This window comes from Arthrobacter oryzae (genome assembly GCF_003634095.1).
Taxonomy (GTDB): domain Bacteria; phylum Actinomycetota; class Actinomycetes; order Actinomycetales; family Micrococcaceae; genus Arthrobacter; species Arthrobacter oryzae.
The window spans coordinates 503,242-526,198 of record NZ_RBIR01000002.1; the positions used below are offsets into that span (position 1 = coordinate 503,242).

Consider the following 22,957-nt stretch of genomic DNA (forward strand, 5'->3'; position numbering starts at 1 on the left):
CAGCACCGGAACCGTGAGGGGCAGATCATTGCGGTACGGCGTCCGCCCCGGCAGTCCTTGTGCGTGAAAATTCTACGTCCGGGCGCCGCGCCGGGACAGTGCCCGCCGGTACCTACGGCACGGACGAGCCGCGGGAAATCTCGATCATGTCTTCGCGTGGCACAACCTTGATGCGCTCGCGCTCGATCCCGTTGGCGGACTCCGCCGCGGACCACTCGGCTCCAAGGGCGAGCTCGTGGGCATCGAGCTTGATCCACCCTTCCCACGTGGTGTACTGGATACCCCGTTCCTGAAGCAGATCGATGATGGCCTGCGGGTCCGGGTTCTGCGCCGGCGGCAGGGTCAACCGGTCCTCCAGCAGGAAGCCGATGGTTTCCAGCGCATCGCCCTTGGTGTGGCCGATCAGCCCGACAGGCCCGCGCTTGATCCAGCCCGTGGCGTAGATGCCAGGGACGGGGTTCCCGTCGGCGTCGAGGACGCGGCCGCCTTCATTGGGGACAACGCCCCGCCGGGCGTCGTATTCCAGCTCGTCCAGCGGCGAACCGTGGTAGCCGATCGCCCGGTAGACGGCCTGGACCGGGTAGTCCAGGAACTCCCCGGTTCCCTTGACGTTTCCGGTGCCGTCCAGCTGCATGCGCTCGAATTTGATGCCGGCGACCTTGCCGGGGTTGGCGGCGTCGTCATGGATCTCGACCGGGCTGTGCAGGAAGTGCAGGTGCAGGCGGCGCGAGGACGGTTCCTCCGCCTCGGCGTGTTCCTCGACGAGCCAGTTGGTCAGGGTGTTGACCATGGTCCGGATCTGGTTGTTGCTGCGGATGGCCTCGTCCGAGGCCTCGTCAAACTCGAAGTCTTCCGGATACAGGACAATGTCCACGTCCTTGGCGTGGCTGAGTTCGCGCAGTTCCAGCGGCGTGAACTTCACCTGGGCCGGGCCGCGGCGGCCGAAGACATGGACGTCCGTGACGGGAGAGTCCTTCAGCGCCCGGTAGACATTGTCCGGGATTTCGGTGACCAGGAGTTCATCGGCGTGCTTGACCAGCATCCGGGCCACGTCGAGGGCCACATTGCCGTTGCCGATCACCGCGATCTCCTTGGCCTCCAGCGGCCAGTCCCGCGGCACATCCGGGTGGCCGTCGTACCAGGACACGAAGTCCGCCCCGCCGAAGGAGCCCTCGAGGCCGATTCCGGGAATGTCCAGATCCGCGTCCTTGATGGCCCCGGTGGAGAAGATGACGGCGTCGTAGAAGGCACGGAAGTCATGCAGCGTCAGGTCCCGGCCATAGGTGACATTGCCAAGGAACCGGATGTCCCCGCGGTCCAGGACCTTGTGCAGAGCGTTGACGATCCCCTTGATCCGCGGATGGTCCGGAGCCACTCCGTACCGAATCAGGCCATACGGGGCCGGGTATGCCTCAAAGAGATCGATGCTGACCTCGACGTCGCCGCCTTTGACCTCATTGGACTTCGTCAGGATGTCCGCGGCGTATACGCCGGCCGGGCCGGCACCGACAATCGCGACACGCAGGGGACGAGTGGATGTGGATTCGGCCGAGTTGGACACCGGGAGCCCTTCTGAGTCTTAGGGACAGCGCCAGTAGATACAGCGCACAGGCCCCTATTCTAAATGTCGCCGGCCCGCATGTGGTCCGGCTGGTAGGAATAGGCGCCGCGCAGGTGGTGTTATTGGTCTTGTGCCTAAACCTGACGGATCCATCTCCCCAGCCCCGCCGGCCGTATCGCGCGCCCCGGCACCTTCAGCGGGCCCGGCGCCGGTAGATAAGGACACGACGGCGGGGATCCTGTTCGGGATCGGGGCCTACGGGCTCTGGGGGCTGCTACCCCTGTACTTCTACGTTCTGCATCCGGCCGGCGCGGTCGAAATCGTCGCCAACCGGGTGGTCTGGTCGCTCCTGTTCTGCGTCCTGCTCATCACCATCACACGGTCCTGGCGGGTGCTGGCCGCCGCGTTCCGGAACCGCACAGTGATCCTCCCGCTGTCCATCGCCGCGGCATTGATCGCAGTGAACTGGCTGACGTACACCTACGGGGTGACCACCGGGCAGGCCGTTGAGGCGTCGCTGGGCTACTTCATCAACCCTCTGGTCTCCGTGCTTTTGGGGGTCTTTGTCCTCAAAGAAAAGTTGCGGCCGCTGCAGTGGGCCGCCGTCGGCATCGGCTTCATTGCCGTCGGGGTCCTCACGGTCTCCTACGGCAAACTGCCTTGGATCGCATTGACGCTGGCGCTGAGCTTCGGCCTCTACGGCTTCGTGAAGAAGCGCGTCGGCCCCCGGGCGGACGCGATCACGAGCCTCACCGTGGAAACAATCGTGCTGGCGCCGCTGGCGGCGGCCACGATGATCGTCCTCGCCCTCACCGGTGCCGCCAGCCTGGCCACGAATGGTGCCGGACATTTCTGGCTGCTCGTGGCGTCGGGCGTCATCACCGCCGTGCCGCTGCTGTTCTTCGGCGCCTCTGCCCGACGGCTGCCGATGACCACCATTGGACTGCTGCAATACTTCGCACCCGTCCTGCAGTTCATCGTTGCCCTCGTGGTGTTCAAGGAAACGATGACCCTGGACCGCTGGATGGGTTTCGGCGTGGTCTGGCTGGCGCTGCTGGTGCTGACCGTGGACATGCTGCTCACGGCCCGGAAGTCCTCCCTCACCCGGAAACGGGCCCGCGCCGCCGCGTAGCTGCACCTGGCCAATCCGCCCCCACCTGCGCACCAAGGCCGCCGTGCGTTAGTGTCATCATGAACGGACAGTTGGGGCGGAATTAAGGATTGCTGGTGCCAGACAAGGATCTTGACAGTCCGGGCGGGCGGGATATCTCGTCCCTCGACTTCGACGGCGACGGCATCCTGCGCCTCAAATGGGCCCGGGGCGTGGTGATTGACGCCCCCAACGCCCAGCTCGCCATGGACCGGGTCAATGAATTGTGCGGGGGGCAGCCCACGCCGCTCCTGATCGACATGGCCACCACGGACTCCGTCAGCCGGGCTGCCCGGGCCGTGTTCGCCAAGCCCTGCGACGCCTCGGCCATCGCGCTCCTCGGCTCGTCCGCCGTGGACCGGGTCCTCGCCAACTTCTTCCTCGGCGTCAATTCGGCGCCGGTTCCGACCCGCTTTTTCACGAACAGCGATGAGGCTGTCCGCTGGCTGACCTCCCAGGGCCATGACAGGGCGTGATGATGACCGCCGCCTCGAGGAACTCGTAGACGGCATCGTCGTCTTGTCCTCGGGTGATCTGTCCAACCGCCTGCAGGTTTCACCGGCACGGGACGGCATCGACGCCGTCACGACCGGCATCAACCTGCTCGCCGAGGAGCTCCAGAGCATGTATGAAGACCTCGAGGTCCGGGTCGCCGAGCGGACAGCTCTCCTGGAAGCGGCCAAAGCCGAGCTCCGGCGCGTCATCAACACCGATGAACTGACCGGGCTGGCCAGCCGCTCGCTGCTGCAGGAGAAAGTGGCCGAAGCCGTCGCCGCGGCCGGTGCCGACCGCCAGCCCGCGCTGATCTTGCTGGATCTCGATTCCTTCCGGCTCATCAACGACAGCCTCGGCCATGCAGCGGGGGACGCGGTCCTGCGGGAGACGGCACAGCGCCTCGGCGCGGCGGCCGGAGCCGGCCACTTGCTTGCCCGCCTCAGTGGCGATGAGTTCGCGGTGCTCATCGTGGACCGGGAACCGGACGCTGTGCTGGAGATCGCTTCCCGGCTCGGCGAATCGCTCAAGGACAGAATAGTTGCCGGCGGCGTCGCGGTCGCCCTCACGGCCGGGACCGGTGTCCGGCTGGGAGAACCCGGGCTGCGCAGCGAGGAGCTTATCCGCGATGCCGACATCGCCATGCACGAGGCCAAGAAACGCGGCCGGGACACCCTCCTGGTGTTTTCCGCGGCCATGCACGAGGCCGCCAAGCAGCGGGTCCACCTGGTGGCGGAGCTCAGGACGGCGCTGGCCACAGATGAGCTCGAGCTGGAATATCAGCCCATTGTGGATCTGCGTTCCGGCAGGATTGCCGGCGCCGAGGCCCTGATCCGCTGGCGCCACCCCTCAATGGGCACGCTGGCGCCCGATACCTTCCTCGAGGCCGCCGACGAAGCCGGGCTCACGGTGGAAATCGGTCACTGGGTGCTGGGGAAGGCCATCGCGCAAACCGGCCGCTGGAAGTCCGGTCCCGGCCTTCCGGCGGGCTTCAGCACCCACATCAATCTCTCGCCGGCGGACCTGCACCACCTCGATCTGGCCCCCTATGTCGAGAGCCTGCTGGCCCGGCACGGCGTCGACCCCGGCGACATCTCGATCGAGATCACCGAAACCGCAATCATGCGCGGCGGCCCGGAGGTGACAGCCACCATGCAGTCCCTCAACGACCTCGGCGTCCGGATCGAAATTGATGACTTCGGCACGGGTTACTCGTCCATCAGCTATCTGCGCACCCTGCCGGCCGCGATGGCGAAGATCGACAAGTCGCTGCTGGACGGGCTGACCACGGACCGGCAGCAGGAGTCTTTCGTCGCGGCCATCCTGCAGCTGATCCATTCGGCCGGCTTGGGCGCCGTCGCCGAGGGCATCGAGGACCGGGAGCAGGCCGAGAGGTTGCAGCAGATGAATTGCGAATTCGGCCAGGGGTACTTCTTCAGCAGGCCGTTGCCGGTTGCGGACATGACGGACCTTTTGGCGCACGGGAACGGGGCCGCGGCGTGAGCGGCCCCGTTCAGGCTGGCGGACACAGCCCAGCCACGGACAACGCGCCCCCGCATGACCCGGCACCCGAGAATGCGGGCCCGCCCAACACGGCAACCCGAAACCCAGCCCCCGGCAACCCAGCACCCGGCAACGCGGCCGGTCCCGCGGGAAGGGTGGCCCGGGCGGCAGACACCCTCAGGCTGGTGGGCCGTGTCGCGGCACTGTCCCTGCACCGTCCGCGGCGGCCGGACGGCCGCTGGGATGCCTTTTGGCGAGGTGTGGCGCACGGCTCCCTGCGGGAACCGATCATCTGGGATGCCGCGCCGGGCACCGGGAATGAGGAGATCCGGCATCACCTGCAGACCATGGCCGCCCTGATGGACACGAGCCTTCCCGTGGTCGATCTCGGCTGCGGGAACGGGGCCCTCTCGGGACGCCTCGCCGGGATATTCCCCTCCGTGGTGGGCGTCGATGTCTCGCCGGAGGCAGTGGCCGCAGCGCATGCCGCCCACGCCCGGATCCCGGATCTCAGCTTCAGGAGCCTGGATGCCACGCAGCCAGAAGCCGCGGCCGGGCTCGCCCGCGAACTGGGCGACGCCAACGTCTTTGTCCGCGGCGTATTCCACGTCCTGAGCCGCCGCCGTCAGGCACGCCTCGCGGCATCGGCCGAAGCGCTCCTCGGCGCCAGGGGCCGGATCTACTTGGTGGAGACCAATGTCCCGGGCAGCGCGCTGAGCTATCTCCGGGGTTTGGGCGCCACGGGCGAGAGGATCCCGGGACCGCTCCGCCAGGCCATTACGACGCTGCCAAAACCGGGTCATTTCGGCGCCGCGCAGCGCGCGCGGGTGTTTCCCGCGCGGCGGTGGACACTCCTCGCGGAGGGTCCGGCCATCCTGAAAACGGTGCCGATGGAGCCCGGCGGACCGCCCGGCAGCATTCCGGCGTACTGGGCGGTCCTGGCTCCGAGGCTCCAGACTTCCGGGAATCACACCTCCGGAAAGGTATCCACCCGCTGGTAATCGCGCGGGACCACTACCATCGGAACGGGCAGTGCCCGCAGCACCTTGTTGGCGGTGCTGCCGATGAACAGTTTGTATTTCTCTGCCAGACGCGAGGACCCGACGATCATGATCTCGCCGTCGTCCCATTCCAAGTCATCAATTGCTTCTTCGATCGTGCGCCCGTGGGCTACCTCCACGCTGACGTGGTGTCCTTCCGGCAACCGGTGCGCGGCGGCGGCGAGGATGGTGTTGGCGTGGACGTGGGCGGCATTGACGTTTTCGCCGCCGGCCCCCTCGGCATCCAGTTCCACCAGGGAGACCAGCCGAAGCGGCACGCCGCGGCGCTCGGCGGATTCGATCGCGACGTCGATCGCCGCTTCCGCTCCGGCCCGCTGGCCCACGGCCAGCGTCAGGCGCGTGATCGCCTCGGTCCGGCGGTAGCCGCGCGGTGCCAGTGCCACCGGAACCGGTGCTGCGTGCAGAAGAGCGTTGGCCACGCTGCCCACGGTGTGCCGCTTGAAGAGGCCGCTGCTGGCGGCGCCGACAACGATCAGGCCGGCCCGGTACTCCAGTGCCGCATCGATGAGACCGGCCGCGAACGAGTCCGCTTGGCGTACGTGGAAGTGGGCTTCAAGGCCCTCCGGGACCAGTTCCATCCCTTGGCGTTCGGCCGTGATGACTTGCTGTTCGGCGGCGCTGACCCGGTTTCCTTCCGGATTCATGGCCGCATAGGGCGTGTGCCGGTCCACCACATAGACGAGATCGAGATGTGCTCCCTGCGCCCGGGCCATGGCCGAGGCCAGGGCAACGGCGTCCGCGCCGCGTTCGGTGGGTGTGTAGCCGACTACGTATCGCATGTATGAACCCCTCGTGGGTTTGTGGCAGCGGCCAGATGTCCCCGGGGATTCCGGGCGACGTCGGCCGGTCTGCGTTCCTGCAGTGGTAGGAACGACTCTAGTCCAGCGGACCTAAGAACGGTGGTGACTTATGGCCCTGAGCAGGACAATCTTCCGCGCCTACGCTGGGATGGTGGAGGGGAGGCCATCATGAAAGCCGTCTGGAGCCGCAGAACGATTGCATGGCCCGTTGGGGGAGTCATGACGCTAACGCTGGTTCTGGCCGCGTGCACGCCGCCGGCCCCGCAGCCTTCCCCCACCAGCCAGCCGCCGTCGCAGTCCCCGTCAACCAGCAGCCAGCCGCCGTCACAGTCCCCGTCCGCCGGTTCGACGGCGGCGCCCTCGCCGTCAGCGACCGGCGATGCTGACGAAACGGCACCGCCGCATGCCGGTGACAAGGTGATCTCCTCCACGGTCACCCACGATTGGTCGGTCCCGGGGCCCACAACCCCGTTGCACACCAACCACCAGAACCCTGTACCGATCGCTCCCCCGCCGGCGGCTCCGCTGCCGACGTTGTATGCGATCGGCGCCGGGCAGCACCCCGCGGACACCCCGCCCTATGACCAGCTGAGTTTCCGGTTCAATGCAGGATTCCCCAGCTACGACATCGAGGCGGTCCCCGAACTCAAGAACGACGCCAGCGGCCTGCCCATCCCGATGCCCGGCACGGGCAGCATCCTCAAGGTCACCTTCCGGGGCGCCCAGGCGCACACCGCGGACGGCAAGGCCAGCACGGTGACGAGCGCCCCGCCAACGGCGATAGGGTACACCGCCCTCACACGCTACGCGCCTGCCGGGGACTTCGAGGGCGTGCTGAGCTATGGAATCGGCGTCGGCCGTCCGATGAACCCGGCGCCGAAGACGAAAGTCCGCGTCTACGAGGTGGAGAAGATCGAGCAGGGCCAGCACTTATACGTGGTGGCCATCCAGCTCGACGCGAGCGCCTGGAAATAGGACGCAACCCGGGGACCCGGAGCCCGGCGGGCGCGACCCGGCGGTCACCCGCCCAGCGCACGCCTCATCGCGTCGTATGCGGGAGTCGGCTGCCCGTCGTTGAAAATGAAGTCGTGGCCCTGCTGGAGGTTGCCGTGGTCGTCGACCCACCAGTCGTAGCGGTCGTCCACGCCCCACGTCGTGTAGGAGACGCAGGCGCTCGAGCGCAGGCAAGTGGCCAGCACCGTGGCGTACTGCTCCGCCTGCGCGCCGGTCCCCGGGTCGTCTTTGACGTCGTTCTCCGAGATGCGCACGCGGAGGCCCGCCGCTTCGAACTTGGCGAGCGTCTTGGACAGCTTTCCCGCCGGAATGGCGTCCGTGCTGAAGTCGTAGACGTGCGCCTGAAGCCCCACGCCGTAGATGTGCCCGCCCCGCGCGTTGGTGTCGAGCGCGAGCTTGAGCAGGGCGGCTTGGCGGCGCCCCGGCACGTCGGCCCCGTTTTCATTGATGAATTGTTTGACAGCGGGATCGGCCTTGTAGACCGCCTGCGACACGACCGTCGGGTAGCCGGGCCCGAAGACCCGGTACCAGACGTTCTGCTGCAGGCTGGTCCCTTGGTCGACGTCGAACGGCTCGTTCACCACGTCCCAGGAGTCCAGCTTGCCCTTGAAGTGCGTCACCACCGTGCGGATGTAGTCCAGTAGCGCGGTGGCGCTGGACTGGCGCTCCGCGGCCGTCCCGCTGGGCAGTTCCCGCATCCAGTGCGGCATTGCCTCGCTGAAGGCGATGGTGTGGCCGTGCACGATCATGCCCTTGCTCTTTGCAATGGCGATGATCGCGTCCGCCTCCTCGAAGGTGTAGACGCCCCGTTGCGGGGAGAGCGCCTGCGGCTTCATGGCGTTCTCCGGCGTGACGGAGCCGAAGTTGGACACCATCTCCCGCGCGTAGTCCGCGTCGGCGGTTAGGGGGCCGAGCGCCACGGCCGCGCCGATCCGAAAGTCCGGCCGGGTTTTGGCGGCCAGTGCCTGCAGGCCCTCGGCCGACGGGTGTACGTCGGCGACCGCAGCCCCCGACGTGCGCAAACCGGCGCTCTCCGGCGCAGCCGCCTTGAGTGATGTGACGTTGAAGGCGCCGGAATCGCTTGATAATCCGAGCCACAGGTTCCCGGACGAGAACACCTTTCCAAGGGGCAGCGAGGCGAGCCTGTCCGCCCCGCTGGCTATCATCAGCGTGTCGCCGGACCGGCGCACCGTGAGCGGCGCTCCCGGGTCGCTCACCGTCACGCGCTCGTCGTGCACGGGGACCGGCTGCGTCACGTCGCTCTTCTGCGTGCCGTCGAAGACGGCGATCTCCAGGCCGTCGCCTTGGAGGGTGAGCCGCAGGCCCGCCGGTTCGACGCGGAACTCGTCCGCGATCACCGGGGGCCGGTCGTAAAGCGCCCAGGACGCGTCCGCAGTCACGTCGGCGAACGTTGCGCTGAGTGTGAAGTCCCCGCTTACCGCCAAGTGGGTGCCGGCCAGGTTGAGCGGCGGGTTCGGCTGGCCTCCCCCGCCGTTCTGCTGGACGATGCTCCGTGCGGTGGCGGCGACGCGCAGCACGTCGCCGTCGGCAGTCACCCCCGACGTGTGCTGCCAGTCCTGCTGGAGCAGGTCAACAACCACGTCGGGCTTCGGTGTCGGGTCGGTCGAGGAGCAGCCCGCGAGGGCGAGCAGAAGGCCGGACGCCAGCACGATCAGTCTGCGCGGGCGCCCGGCCATCAGGGGCGCCACCAGCGGACGTCATCGAAGTACGCCTGCAGTCCCGAGTTGCCCTGGACGATGACCTGCAGGCTCGCTTTGGCGACCGCAGTTGTGCTGGGCGAGTACGTCAGGTCGACGTTGGCCACGCCGGCCGCCGCTATCCCGAGCTTGTACTGCCCCGAGATCCACTGCCCGGCGGCGTTGTACTCGTCGATGTAGAAGCCCACCTCACCGCTGGTTCGCGCCGTGACGTTCAGGTACCCGGCGATCTCATAGGTGCCGGGCGTCACCGCGATCTGCGGAGAGAACAGGTGCTTGTTCGCCGTGGTGGCCGTCATCTTGACCGAGTTTACCGGGTTGGCCGGGCTCCCGTTGTTCGCGGCGTCGGCCACGATGGTGGCAGCCGAGTCTGTCATCCAGCCCGAGCTGATGCCGGCGTCGAACGTGCCGTTGGCGACCAGGTTGGTTGGCGGCGGCGGTGTCGTCTCCGCGCCCAGCGCCAGCATCTGCACGTTGTCCACGTAGGCCGTGATGCCGGTGCCGGCCACCCAGATCTGCAGGCTCGCCGAGGCCACGCTGGTCGAGCTTGGCGTGTAGGTGAAGTTCATCGACTCCACCCACCGCGAGTTCTCCCGCTTGCGGTACTGCCCGGAGATCCACTTTCCCGCCGAGTTGTACTCGTCAACATAGAACCCGACCTCGCCGGACGAAATCGCGGCCACATTGAGGAATGACTTGAACATGTAGGTCGTCGTCGGCGACACGGGGACCGTCGGCGAGAACAGGTGACTCGTCGTGGTGCCCGAAACCAGCTTCACCGACTTGGCGTAGTCGGGGTAGCTCCCGTTGTTCGCGGCGTCCGCGGTGATCGTCGCCGGGGCGTCGGTGCGCCACCCGTCGGCGATGCCGTTGTTGAACGTCGGATTCGCGAGCTTGTTGGGAGTGCCGTTCACCAGCGCGTTGCTGATGTTGACGTTCTTGATCTGGCCGGCCGCCACCTTGGTCTGTACGTACGCGGCCAACTGGTCCAGCTCCGCCGTGCCGTACTCGTAGTCGTCCGGGACCTGGCTCGGCGCCGGCCTGATGTCGTGGAACGTGAACACCACCCACGTCTTGTTCGCGATCGCATCGTCAACCTTTGCCTTCAAGGTGGCGACCGGGGTGGTCACCTCCTGGACGGGAACGTCGCGGAGCAGGTAATCGCCAAGTGGCCAGATGTTGCTGCCCGTGTCGGCGAAGCCGCGCATCGAGGTGTAGTACTTGGCTATCCGGGCGACCGCCGACATGTCGTAGTCGCCGTACGGCGGGGCGAAGGCTGTGGGGTTGAAGCCGTGCGCCGTGAGTGCGGTCTTGCTGTCGGCCAGCTCGGCCTCCACCTGAGCGGCCGTCAGCTTGGTCTTCTGGCAGTCGCCTCCGGAGCTCACGAGGCACTGATGGTCGACGGTGTGCGACCCGATCTCCCAGCCATAGGTGTTCTGCAGCTGAGTGACTTGGTCCCACGTCAAGTACGGCACATCAGTGTTGGCGCGGCAGGTGTTCGGCACTGTCGTCATGCCGACGCAGTTGGTGATGACGTAGTTGGTGCCGGTGAGCCCGTACTTCTGCAGCGTCGGCGCAGCCTGCGTCAGGGCGCTCTGCTGGCTGTCGTCGAAGGTGAAGGACACGAGCGGAGTAGCTGTGGGGTTGTCCGCGGCGGCGTACGCGGCCGTCGGAGACAGGAGTGCGGCGACCATGGCCCCCACCGCCAACGCGATGGTCACGAACTTGGTGCGCCCCCGCCCCACGCTGGATCTTGTTCTGGTCATGAGCTTCTCATTTCTTTTCGAGTGGCCAACGGCCCCGGGTTACTCCGCCGAATGGTGATCACGGGCCCTGCAACTTTCTGAACGCCTGCGCGACCGGCTGGACTTCGATGCCGCTTTTGTCGATGAGTTGCAGCTGGGCGGCGAGGACGTCGCTGGTGATGGTGCTCCCGTCCGTCGCAAACGTCTTCTCCGGAGCGCCGGTCGACCCGGGGGCCGCGATCTGGTGGTAGACGAGGATGAGCCAGCCGTTCGCCCGGGACGTCTCGGCGAGCGCCTTGGCCAGGCTGTCCAGCGTGGTCTGTTCGGTCACGTAGAAGACCTTCAAATCGTGCGTTTCGAGGTTCTGCCGGGTGTTGATGCCCTCGTTGGTTCCGCGCACGATGTCGAAGTATTTGCTCGCGTACCAGTCAACCTGGGCGTCAGACCTCCCGTACGGGGGTGCGAGGTCCACGGTGCCGAGGCCGGCAGCGGCCAGCGCCTCCTCACTCTTGCGCAGCTCCTCGTCCAGCTTGTCGGTGCCGATCGAAGTGAGATCGACGTGTTCGTAGCTGTGTGCGGCGATCTCATGCCCTGCCTCGTGCAATTGCTGCACCTCGGCGGCCGTCATGAAGTTCGGCGTCTCGATGGAGCTGGCATTGACGTACTGGGTGGACCGGTAGCCGTACTTGTCCAGCAGCGGCAAGGCGTGGTCGTGCACCGACTGCCAGCCGTCGTCGAACGTGATCGAGACCATGGGTTGGTCCCAGCGGAGGGGTCCAGGCTTGGTGATGTCCTTCAGCGTGTAGTTGCGGACGCCTGTGGTGCCGTCCCCGTGCGCCACCAGGGTGACCATCGCCGCTTTCGCCCCGTCGGGGACCTGGAAAGCCTCCGTAATCGTGGTCCACTCTCCCGCCGGCGGCACTGTCGCCAGATTGTGGAACACGCGCCCGCCGTCCGCGAGCTCGAACTCCGCCACCGCGTCCACCTCGCGATCGGACTGGTAGGTCGCACCGAACTCGTAGTACCGGTCGGGGGTCACCGGGACCGGCCGGTATTGCCACTTCGCCTCGCCGCTCTGGTAGTTCGCCACGCGGGTCCAGAGGAAGCTGCCATCCTTGTCTTCGCCCCGCCCGGACGTCACGGTCGACGCCCCGGAGGTGTACGGGGACCACGAGTCGGGTGCGGCAGCTTGGGGACCAGTGAGCTTGGAATTGGGGGCCGGCTTGGAGTTGGGGGCGGCCTTGGTGTCGGGAACAATATTGGGGACGAGATTGGGGACCGCCGCCACGGCGGGGGGCACCCGGACGTCGTCCGCCGCCTCAAGGTACGCGCCCTCGACAGTGACGATGCCCTTCGATGCGAGCCGGAAGACATACTCCACCGAGGTCGTCGAGTCTCCGCTGGCGAACGCGTCGCTCACCGTGAACAGTGAGGTGCCGGGCCGCTGGAGCGGGTTCCGCAGCTGCTCCAGTGTCGTGGTGCCGTCGGAGTGGTGCTTGCGGGCCAGCAGCGTGAAGTCCGTGTCGCTGGTGGTGAACGCCTTGAACAGGTAGGACTTGCCGGGCTTGACATCCACCCGCGGAGTTGTCAGCGTGACATCGCCCGAGACGTACCCGGTGATGTCGAGCTTCAGCGCCTGGGCGCCCAGCTGCCCGCCGATCAGCTCCAGCGAGGTCCGGGCATCCCCGCTATGGCTGACGTTCCAGCCGCCCACGGGTATGGCGGCCGCCGACGCGCCGGACGCCATCGGAGCGCTGACCGCAGTCGAATCGAGCGCGGGCAACAGGTTCGCGCCGGGCCGGGCCCGGGCGACACTGCTGCCCGTCCCGCCGGTGTACAGCAGCCACCCGGCGGTCATCATGACGACCACCACCGAGGTGACCACGAGCGGATTCAGCAGCACACGGAGAACCCGCCGGCGCTTATGCGGCATGAGCGACCACCGCCGCACCGCCGGCCCGCTGCGGCGACTTCCAGGTGTTGATCTCAGGGCGACGGAACAGGCCGCGCGAACGCGCGATGCAGCGAAGCTCCGCCGTCAATTGCACCAGGTCCATGATGTAGAAGAGGAAGTACGCAGTCGGCGCGTAGATGGACAGCCGAGCCCGTTCACGCACGGTCAGATTCTCATCCATCCAAATCGTCAGGAGTGTATAGACCGTGATGGTCACGTACGCACCGAGTATCAGGGCAGGAGTCTGCGTGGCCAGCGACCAGTAGACCGCGTAGGTCCAGGCCAGGGGCGAGATGAGCAGTGTGAACTCGCTGAGCAGCGCCATGGGCATCCGGTAATAGGTCAACGAGCCGGTGTAGCGGCGGCTCGGGTTGAGCATCATGCCGCGGTACTTGATGAGGTTCTGAAGGCTTCCGTACTTCCACCGGTAGCGCTGTTTCGCCAAGGCGCCAAGCGTGAGCACGCCCTCGGTCTTCGCAACAACATCAGCGCCATAGATCATGCGGAACCGCCGGTTGCCCAGGCTGGTGACCTTCGTGCTCAGGCCGATGTCCTCCGTGAGGGTGTCCGTGTCGTAGAAGCCGACCTTGCGCAGCACGCGCATCCGATAAGTGGAGGCCACCCCACCCACCACGAACTCGCAGTTCAGCAGCGAGTAGAGCTTCTTTGAGCGATAGCCGATCATGTGCTCGAACCGCTGCAGGATGCCGAGCGCCGTCGTCTCCTCCAGAATCTGCACGTTCGCGGCGACACCGGCCACATACGGGTCATCGAAGTAGGACAGGGCGTTCGTGATGGCGTCCGGCGCGATGATCGAGTCGGCGTCCATCGTCATGACAAACTGGCCGCGCGCGTGCCGCCGAAGCGCCGAGTTGAGCGCCGCGCCCTTGCCGACGTTCTTGTGCATCCGCACGATGCGCAGGTCCATCTCGGGGTGACGCAGCTGGTAGTCGCGGACCAGCCGGCCGGTGAGGTCCGTGGACGCGTCGTCAGCGACGAGGACCTCGAAGGAGCGGTAGATGCTGCGCCGGATGGAGTCGAGCGTCCGGACAATCACCGCCTCCTCGTTGTGGGCGGCGATGACGACGGAGACAAGCCCGGGCACCTCGGGAATGGCCCGCCGGGTCCAGGTGGCCGTGGCGGCGCATTCCGCCTCGTACTCGACCGGAAGCCGGACGCCTCGGGTCCCCTTCCGCTGCTCCTGCCAGACGTCGTAAAAGTTGGCGCCCACCAGGTAAAGGCCGAAGTGCACGACGTAGAGGATACTGACGCCGGCGAACAACCAGAAGATCACCAGAGCGATGTCCATGCTCAGGCCTCCGTGGAGTGCGAGGCGAACGCGCGCACGTGCGCGGGGGAGCGGGGCTCGGCACGCCGGTCGCGAGGCGCGCGATACGGCAATTTCACGTGCGCCGCGGCGGCGGGCGACGCCTCGGCTGGCTGCGGGGCCTCGTCGAACGTGACCTTTGTTGCAGCGTCGGTCCTCAGGACGTCGACGAGCTCAGAGGGGGTACGCAAGACTTCCTTCTCCACTGCGGTGGACGGGCCCAAGCGGACTGGTCCGGCGTCTGGCAGCGGGCTGGCGGACGCCTGGACCCGGGCGCTCTCGGCCGCGGAGGCCGGAAGTGTGGCGGCCTGCAGGGTGGACGCCTGAAGGGCGGCGGCCTGAACCGCGGACGCCGGAAGCGTTGCGGTCTGAAGGGTGGCGGCCGGCGCCACGGTCCGGACGAGGGCCGAGCGGCGCCCGCTCTTCGCCGCTGTCCCGAGGAGAGCCGAGCGGCGCCCGTCTTGCTGCACGGTCCCGACAAGCCGCGTGCGGGCACCGCCGCGCCGATAGATCCGGATGCCGACGAAACGGAAGACCGCGGTGAGGATCACCAGGCCCCACAGCACCACGCTCAGCTGGGCCACGAACCCGAGCAGGCCATTGAACATCGCGCCATCCCGGCCGAAGGTTGCCTGTGCGGTCACGGCGACTGTCTCGATGTGCGTCATCGGATGCCCTCCCCTGTTCCATGCGTATAAGCCGCTGCGGCGCGGCCGTGACTAGCTTGCCTGGACGGTGCCTGTGCCTCGCGGATCAAGCGGCCGATGGCCCTTTCATGGGTTCCAGGCTGGGCCGCCGCGCGGGCCTCGGCCCAGATCCCGGCTCCCGGGGGGACAACGGCGGCCATTCGTTCCGGCGTTCGAGTCGGCTGTGCGGCATGAAGACCGGTATGCCCCAAAAGGCGCCGACCGGGATGGCCGGGTTTGTCCACAGAGGTTGACCCCGCGGCGAGGGCGTCGCCGGCCAGTTCCTCGGTTCCCTTTGAAAGCTGGGTCATTGCATTTCCCCTGTCTCGAGCAAGATGTTGTCTTTGGCTTTGGAGCCGTCATCGGCTATGGGGCGTCGCTTCCGCTCCGGGAGGCGAAGTAGGGCCGGCGTCGAAGGATCCTCGGAGGGTGGGATCCCCCCGCTATCAGGCGCCTTCGGACGGCAGCATCCCGCCCCGGCAGCTGACACGGAAGGATCGGGAACGGAGTTCCGCTTTCGGAGGCCGGGAGGCGCGGGGCCAAGCCGACAGCGCCGCCGGCTCTGCGCAGTCCCGTCTCCGGGGCTGCGCTAATGTCGAGGGGTTTCATGGACCAGCCTCCTCAGAGTTGAGCCTTGCAGGAGCAGCTGCCCGGCCCTTTCATAGGTCCAAGTCCCGGCCCGTTGATAGGTCCAAGTTACGTAGCGTTCCAGACCCCGAACACGAGTAGCCGGTACTCTAAAAAATTCTTGAAGGTACTTACGGACGGGCCTGGCGGAGAGCGGGAGCTGCCAGCCAATCGCCCGCTATTGACGCCCCTCGCTCATCCGGGCCGGTTCCGGGCAACGGCCTGAGCTGGGCGTTCGTCCCTGCTTCGATGCGGAAGGTCCTGTGGACGCCAGGTTGCGCCCTGCGTGCCCGGCGTGCTGGTACGAGCACGCGGCTTTGACTGCCCCGGCCCGGGACGGCCGGTCAGATGGGCGCGAACGTTACGAACGTTACGTTGGAGGCGGACCAGGCAGCGCCGGACAGCGGCTTCGGACCGGCGCTCAGGCAGGGCGGTAGCGGTACCGGCGTCGCCCCGCTGTCCCCCGGGCGCCGGGAAGCAAGGACATCCGGGTCCCGGATCTTGTCCTTAAACCCAAAGGCAGCACCCCCGCCGGGCGGGGATGCTGCCTTCTTGTCATTCTTACAAGCGGATCTGCTTGCTCCGTTATGCGTTGGCCCTAATGGCCGCGGCCAGGACGCCGAGTCCGTCCAGCAGCAGCTCATCGCTGATCACCAGGGGCGGGAGCAGGCGGATGACGTTGCCGTAGGTGCCGCAGGTGAGGATGATGACGCCCTCCTTGAGGCAGGCTGCTGCGACAGCCTTGGTCAGCTCCGGGTTCGGTTCCTTGGAACCGGCCTGGACGAGCTCGATCGCCAGCATGGCGCCGCGGCCGCGGACATCGCCGATGACGGGCTGCTCGCTCGCCAGTTCACGCAGCTTGCCAAGGGCGATCTCCTCGATGTGCTTGGCGCGGGCGTTGAGGTTGTACTGCTCCATCGAGCCGATGGATGCCAGGGCGGCGGCGCACGCGACCGGGTTGCCGCCGTAGGTGCCGCCGAGGCCGCCAGGGTGGACGGCGTCGAGGAGGTCGGCGCGGCCGGTGATGGCGGAGAGCGGCATGCCGCCGGCGATGCCCTTGGCCATGGTCAGGATGTCCGGGACAACACCTTCGTGGTTCACGGCGAACCATTCGCCGGTGCGGCAGAAGCCGGACTGGACCTCGTCGGCGATGAAGACGATGCCCTTGTCCTTCGCCCACGCGGCCAGCGCCGGCAGGAACCCCTCGGCCGGGACGATGAAGCCGCCCTCGCCCTGGATGGGTTCGATGATGATCGCGGCAACCTGCTCGCCGCCGATCTGCTTCTCGATCATGGTGATGGCGCGCTTGGCGGCCTCGGCTCCGGTGATCTCCGGGTTTTCCTCGCGGAACGGGTAGCTCATGGGCATGCGGTAGACCTCGGGCGCGAACGGGCCGAAGTTGGTCTTGTACGGCATGGCCTTGGCCGTCAGTGCCATGGTCAGGTTGGTGCGGCCGTGGTAGGCGTGGTCGAAGGCGACCACGGCGTCCCGGCCGGTGGCGAGGCGTGCCACCTTGATGGCGTTTTCGACCGCCTCGGCACCGGAGTTGAACAAGACAGTGCGCTTCTCGTGGTCGCCCGGGGTGAGGCGGTTCAGCTGCTCGGCGACGGCCACGTAGCCCTCGTAGGGGGTGACCATGAAGCAGGTGTGGGTGAAGTGCTCCACGGCTTCCTTCACGGCGCCGACGACGGCAGGGTCCGAGGCGCCGACACTCGTCACGGCGATGCCGGAGCCGAGGTCGATGAAGGAGTTGCCGTCGACGTCGTGGATGATGCCGCCGTCGGCGTCGGCCACAAACACCGGAACGCTGGACGCGACACCTGCGGCGACGACCGCTTTGCGGCGCTCAGTCAGGGCGACGGACTTGGGGCCCGGGAAGTCGGCCTGGACGCGGCGTTTCTGCTCAAGCCGGTAGGTGATGTCATGTGCGGTGGTGGTCATGGGAAAGCCTTTCTAAGCGTGCGGTTGATGCGCGCGAGTTATGCGTCAGGTTGGGGTGCGGCTGCGTTATGCGACAGCGTTAGGCAGTTGCGTTATGCGACAGCGCTAGGCATCGAGCGCAGACATCACGTGCTTGATGCGCGTGTAATCCTCCACGCCGTACATGGACAGGTCCTTGCCGTAGCCGGACTGCTTGAAGCCGCCGTGCGGCATCTCGGCGGTGAGGAGGATGTGCGTGTTGATCCAGACGGCGCCGAAGTCCAGGTCCCGGCTCAGGCGCATCGCGGTGCCATGATTCGAGGTCCAGACGCTGGAGGCGAGGGCGTAGTCGACGTCGTTCGCCAGCTCCACGGCCTCGTCCTCGGTGCTGAACTTCTGCACCGTGATGACCGGGCCGAACGTTTCCTTCTGCACGATGTCATCGCTCTGCTTGGCGCCGGTGACGATGGTGGGCTCGAAGAAGAACCCCTTGTCCCCCGCCCGGTGCCCGCCGGTCTCGATCTTGCAGTTCGCCGGGAGGTGCTCGACAACAGAGGTGACCGCATTGAAGTGGTTGACGTTGTTCAGCGGGCCGTAGTAGTTGTCTTCATCGTTCTGCGAGCCCGTGTGCAGGGTCTTCGTGTGCTCGACCATGGCGGCGACGACGTCGTCGTGCACCGAATCCTGGACCAGCACGCGGGTGATCGCGGTGCAGTCCTGGCCGGCGTTGAAGAAGGCGAACTCGGCGATGGCCGCGGCGCTCTTCTTGAGGTCGGCGTCGGCGAACACGATGGCCGGGGCCTTGCCGCCGAGCTCCAGGTGGGCGCGCTTAAGGCCCTTGGCGGCGCCCGAGGCCACTGCGATGCCGGCGCGGACGGAACCGGTGATGGAGACCAGGCCGGGGACCTTGTGCTCGACCATCATGGCGCCGGTCTCGCCGGTGCCCAGGACCACGTTCAGGACGCCGGCCGGGAAGATCTCGCCGGCAATCCGGGCCAGCACCAGGGTGGATTCCGGGGTGGTGTCCGAGGGCTTGAGGACCACGGTGTTGCCGGCGGCCAGGGCGGGCCCGATCTTCCAGATGGCCATGAGGAACGGGTAGTTCCAGGGCGCAACCTGGGCGACGACGCCGATCGGCTCGCGCCGCACGTAGGAGGTGTGGCCTTCGAAGTACTCGCCGGCGGACTTGCCTTCCATGATGCGTGCGGCGCCGGCGAAGAAGCGCAGCTGGTCGGCGCCTGCGGCCACTTCCTCGGCGGCGATCAGGGAGCGGACCTGGCCGGTGTTGCGGTGCTGAGCCTCCACGAGCTCGTCGCTGTTGGCCTCCACGGCGTCCGCGAGCTTGAGCAGCATGAGCTGGCGCTGCCCGGGCGTGGTGCGCTTCCAGGTCCTGAAGGCGTTCTTGGCAGCTGTCATGGCAGCGTCGACGTCGGCCTGCACCGAGATCGGCGCCTGTGCCACCACGTCTCCGTTGGTGGGGTTCACGATGGGCAGCAACCCGGTGCCGGCGGGCGTGACAAACTCGCCGTTGATGAAGTTCTGCAAGGTTTGAACCACGGTGTACAACCTCTTTCTTACTGCCAATGACGGATGTGTGACTGGTCACGAGCCTATGCCAGCGGGCCAAGCCAGGGAATAGGCACCTGCACACCATGCCTCCGGAGCTTTAGTGCGCTTGACCAGCGCCCGGTTATCCTGATTCCATGGCCATTTCACTCGCCGCCCTGCTGGGAGTTCCCTCCCTCCGCCTCACCAAGGCCGGCCTCGCCGAAACCACCTGGCACCAGGACATTGTCTGGGTGGCCGTCACGGAACAGGAGGATCCGCAGCGGTTCCTCAACGGCGGCGAGCTGATCCTGACGACCGGGATGCGGCTGAAGAGCGCCGCGGAGCAGCGCCGCTTCGTCCGGCAGGTCCAGCGCGCTGGTGCCGTGGGGATCGGCTTCGGGGTGGGCCTGACGCACGATGCCGTGCCGCCGGCCCTGATCGCCGAGGCCAACCGGTGGGGGCTTCCGGTGGTGGAGGTTCCCTACGAAACGCCCTTCATCGCAATCGGCAAGCTCGTGGCCGACGCCCAGTCCGCGGACCATCTGGTGAAGCTCGAGCGGCTCATCGCCGGGCACCAGATCCTGGCCCGGGCCCTGCTGACCGGCGGCGGCCTCGCCGAACTCCTGAAACACCTGGGGTCGATGCTGCGGACCGAGATCGTCCTGACCCAGTTCACGGCACAGCTGTTCAACAGCGTGCCGGGGCATCCGGCACCCACGGCCGACGGCTGGGCTTCCTACCCCATCCCGACCGGGCGCCGCGATGCGTGCACGCTCTGGGTGAAGCAGCCGTTCGAGGACTCCGGAATCGTGGGCTACGCCCAGAACCTGATCAGCGTCGAACTCAACAACATGGTCAAGCAGCGGCAGGCCCAGCGGGCGCTGGCCGGCCAGGTCCTCGAAGACGTCATCCACGGGACTCTGGAAACCACCGAAGCCACCAGGCGCCTCGCCGGCGTCGGGATCAACAGCACCCGCAAGAACGTCGTCCTGCTTGCCGAATCGGCGGCCCACCACAAACAACTCGTAAGTTCCTCCCTGCCGCAGCCGCTCGACGCGGCGGTCAGCGCCGTCGTCGGGAAGGATCTGGTGGTGGTGATGCCCGACGACGGCAGCGGGGCCAGCGCCCGCGCCCGGAACCTCAGCGACCACCTCGCCGAGGCCGGAATCCACGCCACGATCGGCATTGGTGGGGCCTACACCAAACCGAACGGCCTGCGCTGGAGCTACTTCGAGGCCCGCGACGCCGCCAGCCACGGCCTCCCGGTCAACGAACCCGAGCGGCTGAGCCTGACCTCGCTGCTGCTGGCCAGCGAGGACGTCCCGCTCGCGGACATGGCCAACGAATCGCTCAACCCCCTGCGGGCCTTCGACGCCGCGCACGGCGCGGAACTCATGACCACGCTGGAGAGCTATCTGAGCAACAACGGCTCGGTGGCGGCGGTCGCCGAGGAACTCACCCTGCACCGCAACACGGTCCGCTACCGGCTGGCGCAGATCACCGAACTTACCGGCTACGACCCCGCGCAGACGGCGGACCGGGTTCAACTCTGGCTCGCACTGGCGGTGCAGCGGCTGAGCGCCCGGCAGCCCCGCTAAGAGCCGCCCGCATCCCCCACCCCCAAAGCAACGCAGGGTCACTTCGCACCCATCCGGGGCCGTGACATGGGCGCCAAGTGACCCCGCGTTGCTTAGGAGATCTTCGCCACTAAAGGCTGAGTCCCAAACATCAAACGTCTAACCTTTCAATATGACAGGCATGGCTAGCAGCACGGCGGTTTCCGCTCTTCCCCAGACAGCTCCCCCCGGCACCGGCCGGCAGCGCGGCGTCCTTGTGGCCGGCGTCGTGGCGCTGGTGCTGATCGGACTGAACCTGCGCGCGGGCATCACCGGTTCCGCGGCACTGTTCCACGACCTGCAGGCCGTCCTGGGATACGGCCCGCTGATCGCAGCCCTGCTCCCCTCGATTCCCACCCTGTGCTTCGCCGTTGCCGGAGCCGCCACGTCCTGGTTGACACGGCAGCTGGGACTGGAAAAGGCCATCCTGCTCTCCCTCGTGATGCTGGCCGCCGGGCTCCTGCTCCGGGGCATTCCGTCCACCGGGATGCTGCTCGCAGGAACCGTGGCCGGGATGTCCGGGCTGGCCATCTGCAATGTGGCAATGCCGTCCTTCATCCGGGTGCATTTCGCCAACCGCACGTCGCTGATGACAGCGATTTACACGCTGACCATGACCACCGGCGCCACGGTCACCGCCGTGCTGATTGTCCCCGTGGCCCAAGCGCTCGGCTCGCCCTCCGCGGGCGTCGGGTCCATCGGCTTCCTGGCCCTGGGCGCCTGCCTGGGCTTCCTCCCGATTGCCGTGCACGCCCACCGCAACCCGGCCGCCGGCAAAGCCGCCCGGGTTTCCCCGTGGCCGCTGCTGCGGACCCGTACCGGCGCGATGATCACGCTGGGCTTCACGGTGCAGGCGCTGCTGGCCTATGCCGTCCTCAGCTGGTTCCCCTACATGCTGGCCACGACGGGGCTCTCCGCCTCCGAAAGCGGGCTGATGTTCGGGCTCATGCAGCTCGTCTCCGTACCCGCCGGCATGGTGCTGGTCGCCATCGGCTCACGCCCCCGGATGCTGCGGACCGCGTTCTACCTGGCCACCGTGACCATGGCCCTCGGCGTCCTGGCGATGCTGGTCCTGCCGGCGGCCTGGGCTCCGCTGACCGCGGTGCTGCTGGGCTTCGGGCTCGGGATTTTCCCGCTGGTCATGGTGATGATCAGCCGCAGCGGCCGGACCACCGCCGAGACCACCGCGTTGTCCACCGTGGCCCAGTCCGCCGGTTACCTGTTGGCGACCCTGGGGCCGTTTGGCATGGGGCTGCTGCACAGCGCCACCAACTCCTGGACGCTGCCGCTGGCCCTCCTGCTGGCTGTGGCCCTCGGCCAGATTGCCGTGGGCCATCTCCTGACGGCCAGGGCGCAGGAACCGCGCCCCGCCGCTCCGGCCTCCGCCTCACGCGCCCCCGAAGGAGCCCGGCGATGACACTGACAGCGTCGCACCGTCCCCCGCTGGCGGAGGAAATCACCGGCAAGCTGCGGGTGCTGATCCACTCGGGTGAGTGGCCGCTGGATCAGCGCATTCCGGCCGAACCGGAGCTGATGGCCGCGTTCGGGGTCTCCCGCGGCACCCTGCGCGAGGCCGTCAAGGCGCTGGCCCACAGCGGAATGCTCGAGGTCCGCCGCGGCGACGGGACGTACGTCCGGGCCACGAGCGAGATCGCGGGGGCCACGCAGCGGATGTACCAGGACCACTCCCAAGAGCACATCCTCGAGGTCCGGGTGGGGCTGGACACCCAGGCTGCCCGGTTGGCCGCCCGCCACGCGACGGCCGACGACGTCGCGGCCCTGCGCGAGCTGCTCACCGCGCGACGCACCGCGTGGCTGGCGGGCGACTACACCGCGTGGGCCCGCGCGGACTGGGATTTCCATGTGCTGGTGGCGCAGGCGTCCGCCAACCCGCTGTTGCATGAGTTGTATGTCAGCTTCGGCGCGGTCTTCCACAATGATCTGCTCCGGCAGCAGCGGCGGGGAGGTTTCAACGGCCTGCCGCTTGAGGGCCACGACGAACTCGTGGCGGCGATCGCCGCCCATGACGAGGCGGCCGCCGTCGAGAGCGTCACCCGGAACCTGAATTCCTGCGCGGAATGGCTGCGGGAATAGCCTCCTAGGGTTTTCCCAAGGTGGCCCGGCAATGCTCTGTCTCAGCCTGCGCCCCTGCGCCCAGCAGCGGGGCCTGGCCGGCCGAGGGCCCCCGGACGGAACTCTTGTTCCGTCCGGGGGTCCTCGTGCTGTTCCGGACAC

The 22,957-nt window shown here is 67.4% G+C and carries 17 protein-coding genes; 8 read left to right on the forward strand and 9 right to left on the reverse strand.

The annotated features are described in order from the left end of the window. Nucleotides 1–112 precede the first annotated feature (112 nt). Nucleotides 113–1,561 carry an FAD-dependent oxidoreductase gene (locus tag C8D78_RS06685; protein ID WP_120951329.1) on the reverse strand — a complete coding sequence of 483 codons (1,449 nt, stop codon included), beginning with the start codon at nt 1,559–1,561 and terminating at the stop codon, nt 113–115. Nucleotides 1,562–1,691: 130 nt separating this feature from the next. On the opposite strand from C8D78_RS06685, the gene rarD reads away from it, so the two are divergent. The 4 genes from rarD (at nt 1,692) to C8D78_RS06705 (ending at nt 5,707) form a co-directional block, all read left to right on the forward strand. Continuing rightward, nucleotides 1,692–2,693 carry an EamA family transporter RarD gene (gene rarD, locus C8D78_RS06690; RefSeq protein WP_244208280.1) on the forward strand — a complete coding sequence of 334 codons (1,002 nt, stop codon included), beginning with the start codon at nt 1,692–1,694 and terminating at the stop codon, nt 2,691–2,693. A 95-nt stretch (nt 2,694–2,788) separates the two neighbouring features. After that, a complete protein-coding gene (locus C8D78_RS06695; protein ID WP_167467865.1) occupies nt 2,789–3,187 on the forward strand; it encodes a DUF7793 family protein in 399 nt (132 codons plus the stop codon). Further along, nucleotides 3,174–4,706 carry a putative bifunctional diguanylate cyclase/phosphodiesterase gene (locus C8D78_RS06700; RefSeq protein ID WP_120951333.1) on the forward strand — a complete coding sequence of 511 codons (1,533 nt, stop codon included), beginning with the start codon at nt 3,174–3,176 and terminating at the stop codon, nt 4,704–4,706. The genes C8D78_RS06695 and C8D78_RS06700 overlap by 14 nt, the downstream gene beginning before the upstream one ends. A 185-nt stretch (nt 4,707–4,891) precedes the next feature. Continuing rightward, nucleotides 4,892–5,707 (forward strand): class I SAM-dependent methyltransferase, encoded by an 816-nt coding sequence (locus C8D78_RS06705; RefSeq protein WP_167467866.1) that lies wholly within the window; start codon nt 4,892–4,894, stop codon nt 5,705–5,707. Here C8D78_RS06705 and C8D78_RS06710 read toward each other — a convergent pair. Continuing rightward, entirely contained in the window at nt 5,674–6,546 is an 873-nt protein-coding gene (locus C8D78_RS06710) for a universal stress protein (protein WP_120951337.1), read from the reverse strand. The two genes, C8D78_RS06705 and C8D78_RS06710, sit on opposite strands and share 34 nt — an antisense overlap. A gap of 240 nt (nt 6,547–6,786) precedes the next feature. Here C8D78_RS06710 and C8D78_RS06715 point away from each other — a divergent pair, with 240 nt between their 5' ends. Continuing rightward, the gene (locus tag C8D78_RS06715) at nt 6,787–7,542 is read left to right on the forward strand and encodes an AMIN-like domain-containing (lipo)protein (protein ID WP_120951339.1); all 756 of its coding nucleotides are present in this window, start codon (nt 6,787–6,789) and stop codon (nt 7,540–7,542) included. Nucleotides 7,543–7,586: 44 nt separating this feature from the next. Here C8D78_RS06715 and C8D78_RS06720 read toward each other — a convergent pair whose 3' ends face one another. The 7 genes from C8D78_RS06720 to C8D78_RS06750 all read right to left on the reverse strand — a co-directional run bounded on the left by C8D78_RS06720 (nt 7,587) and on the right by C8D78_RS06750 (nt 19,115). Next, nucleotides 7,587–9,290 (reverse strand): endo-1,4-beta-xylanase, encoded by a 1,704-nt coding sequence (locus C8D78_RS06720; RefSeq protein WP_244208281.1) that lies wholly within the window; start codon nt 9,288–9,290, stop codon nt 7,587–7,589. Then, a complete protein-coding gene (locus C8D78_RS06725) occupies nt 9,278–11,065 on the reverse strand; it encodes a polysaccharide deacetylase family protein (protein ID WP_120951341.1) in 1,788 nt (595 codons plus the stop codon). The genes C8D78_RS06720 and C8D78_RS06725 overlap by 13 nt, the downstream gene beginning before the upstream one ends. Before the next feature lie 58 nt (nt 11,066–11,123). Beyond that, nucleotides 11,124–12,947, reverse strand: a complete 1,824-nt coding sequence (locus C8D78_RS06730) for a polysaccharide deacetylase family protein (protein ID WP_167467867.1) — start codon at nt 12,945–12,947, stop codon at nt 11,124–11,126. A 19-nt stretch (nt 12,948–12,966) separates the two neighbouring features. Next, nucleotides 12,967–14,307 carry a glycosyltransferase family 2 protein gene (locus tag C8D78_RS06735; protein ID WP_120951345.1) on the reverse strand — a complete coding sequence of 447 codons (1,341 nt, stop codon included), beginning with the start codon at nt 14,305–14,307 and terminating at the stop codon, nt 12,967–12,969. A gap of 2 nt (nt 14,308–14,309) precedes the next feature. After that, on the reverse strand, nt 14,310–14,993 hold the full coding sequence (locus C8D78_RS06740; protein WP_120951347.1) for a hypothetical protein: 684 nt from the start codon (nt 14,991–14,993) through the stop codon (nt 14,310–14,312). 1,230 nt (nt 14,994–16,223) lie between these two features. Further along, nucleotides 16,224–17,579, reverse strand: a complete 1,356-nt coding sequence (gabT, locus tag C8D78_RS06745) for a 4-aminobutyrate--2-oxoglutarate transaminase (protein WP_120951349.1) — start codon at nt 17,577–17,579, stop codon at nt 16,224–16,226. Between the two features lie 105 nt (nt 17,580–17,684). Beyond that, on the reverse strand, nt 17,685–19,115 hold the full coding sequence (locus C8D78_RS06750; RefSeq protein ID WP_120951823.1) for a gamma-aminobutyraldehyde dehydrogenase: 1,431 nt from the start codon (nt 19,113–19,115) through the stop codon (nt 17,685–17,687). A gap of 146 nt (nt 19,116–19,261) precedes the next feature. Here C8D78_RS06750 and C8D78_RS06755 point away from each other — a divergent pair, with 146 nt between their 5' ends. The 3 genes from C8D78_RS06755 (at nt 19,262) to C8D78_RS06765 (ending at nt 22,816) form a co-directional block, all read left to right on the forward strand. Then, a complete protein-coding gene (locus C8D78_RS06755) occupies nt 19,262–20,704 on the forward strand; it encodes a PucR family transcriptional regulator (protein WP_120951351.1) in 1,443 nt (480 codons plus the stop codon). Between the two features lie 160 nt (nt 20,705–20,864). Further along, nucleotides 20,865–22,139, forward strand: a complete 1,275-nt coding sequence (locus tag C8D78_RS06760) for an MFS transporter (protein ID WP_120951352.1) — start codon at nt 20,865–20,867, stop codon at nt 22,137–22,139. Then, nucleotides 22,136–22,816, forward strand: a complete 681-nt coding sequence (locus C8D78_RS06765; protein WP_120951355.1) for a FadR/GntR family transcriptional regulator — start codon at nt 22,136–22,138, stop codon at nt 22,814–22,816. The genes C8D78_RS06760 and C8D78_RS06765 overlap by 4 nt, the downstream gene beginning before the upstream one ends. Nucleotides 22,817–22,957 lie beyond the last annotated feature (141 nt).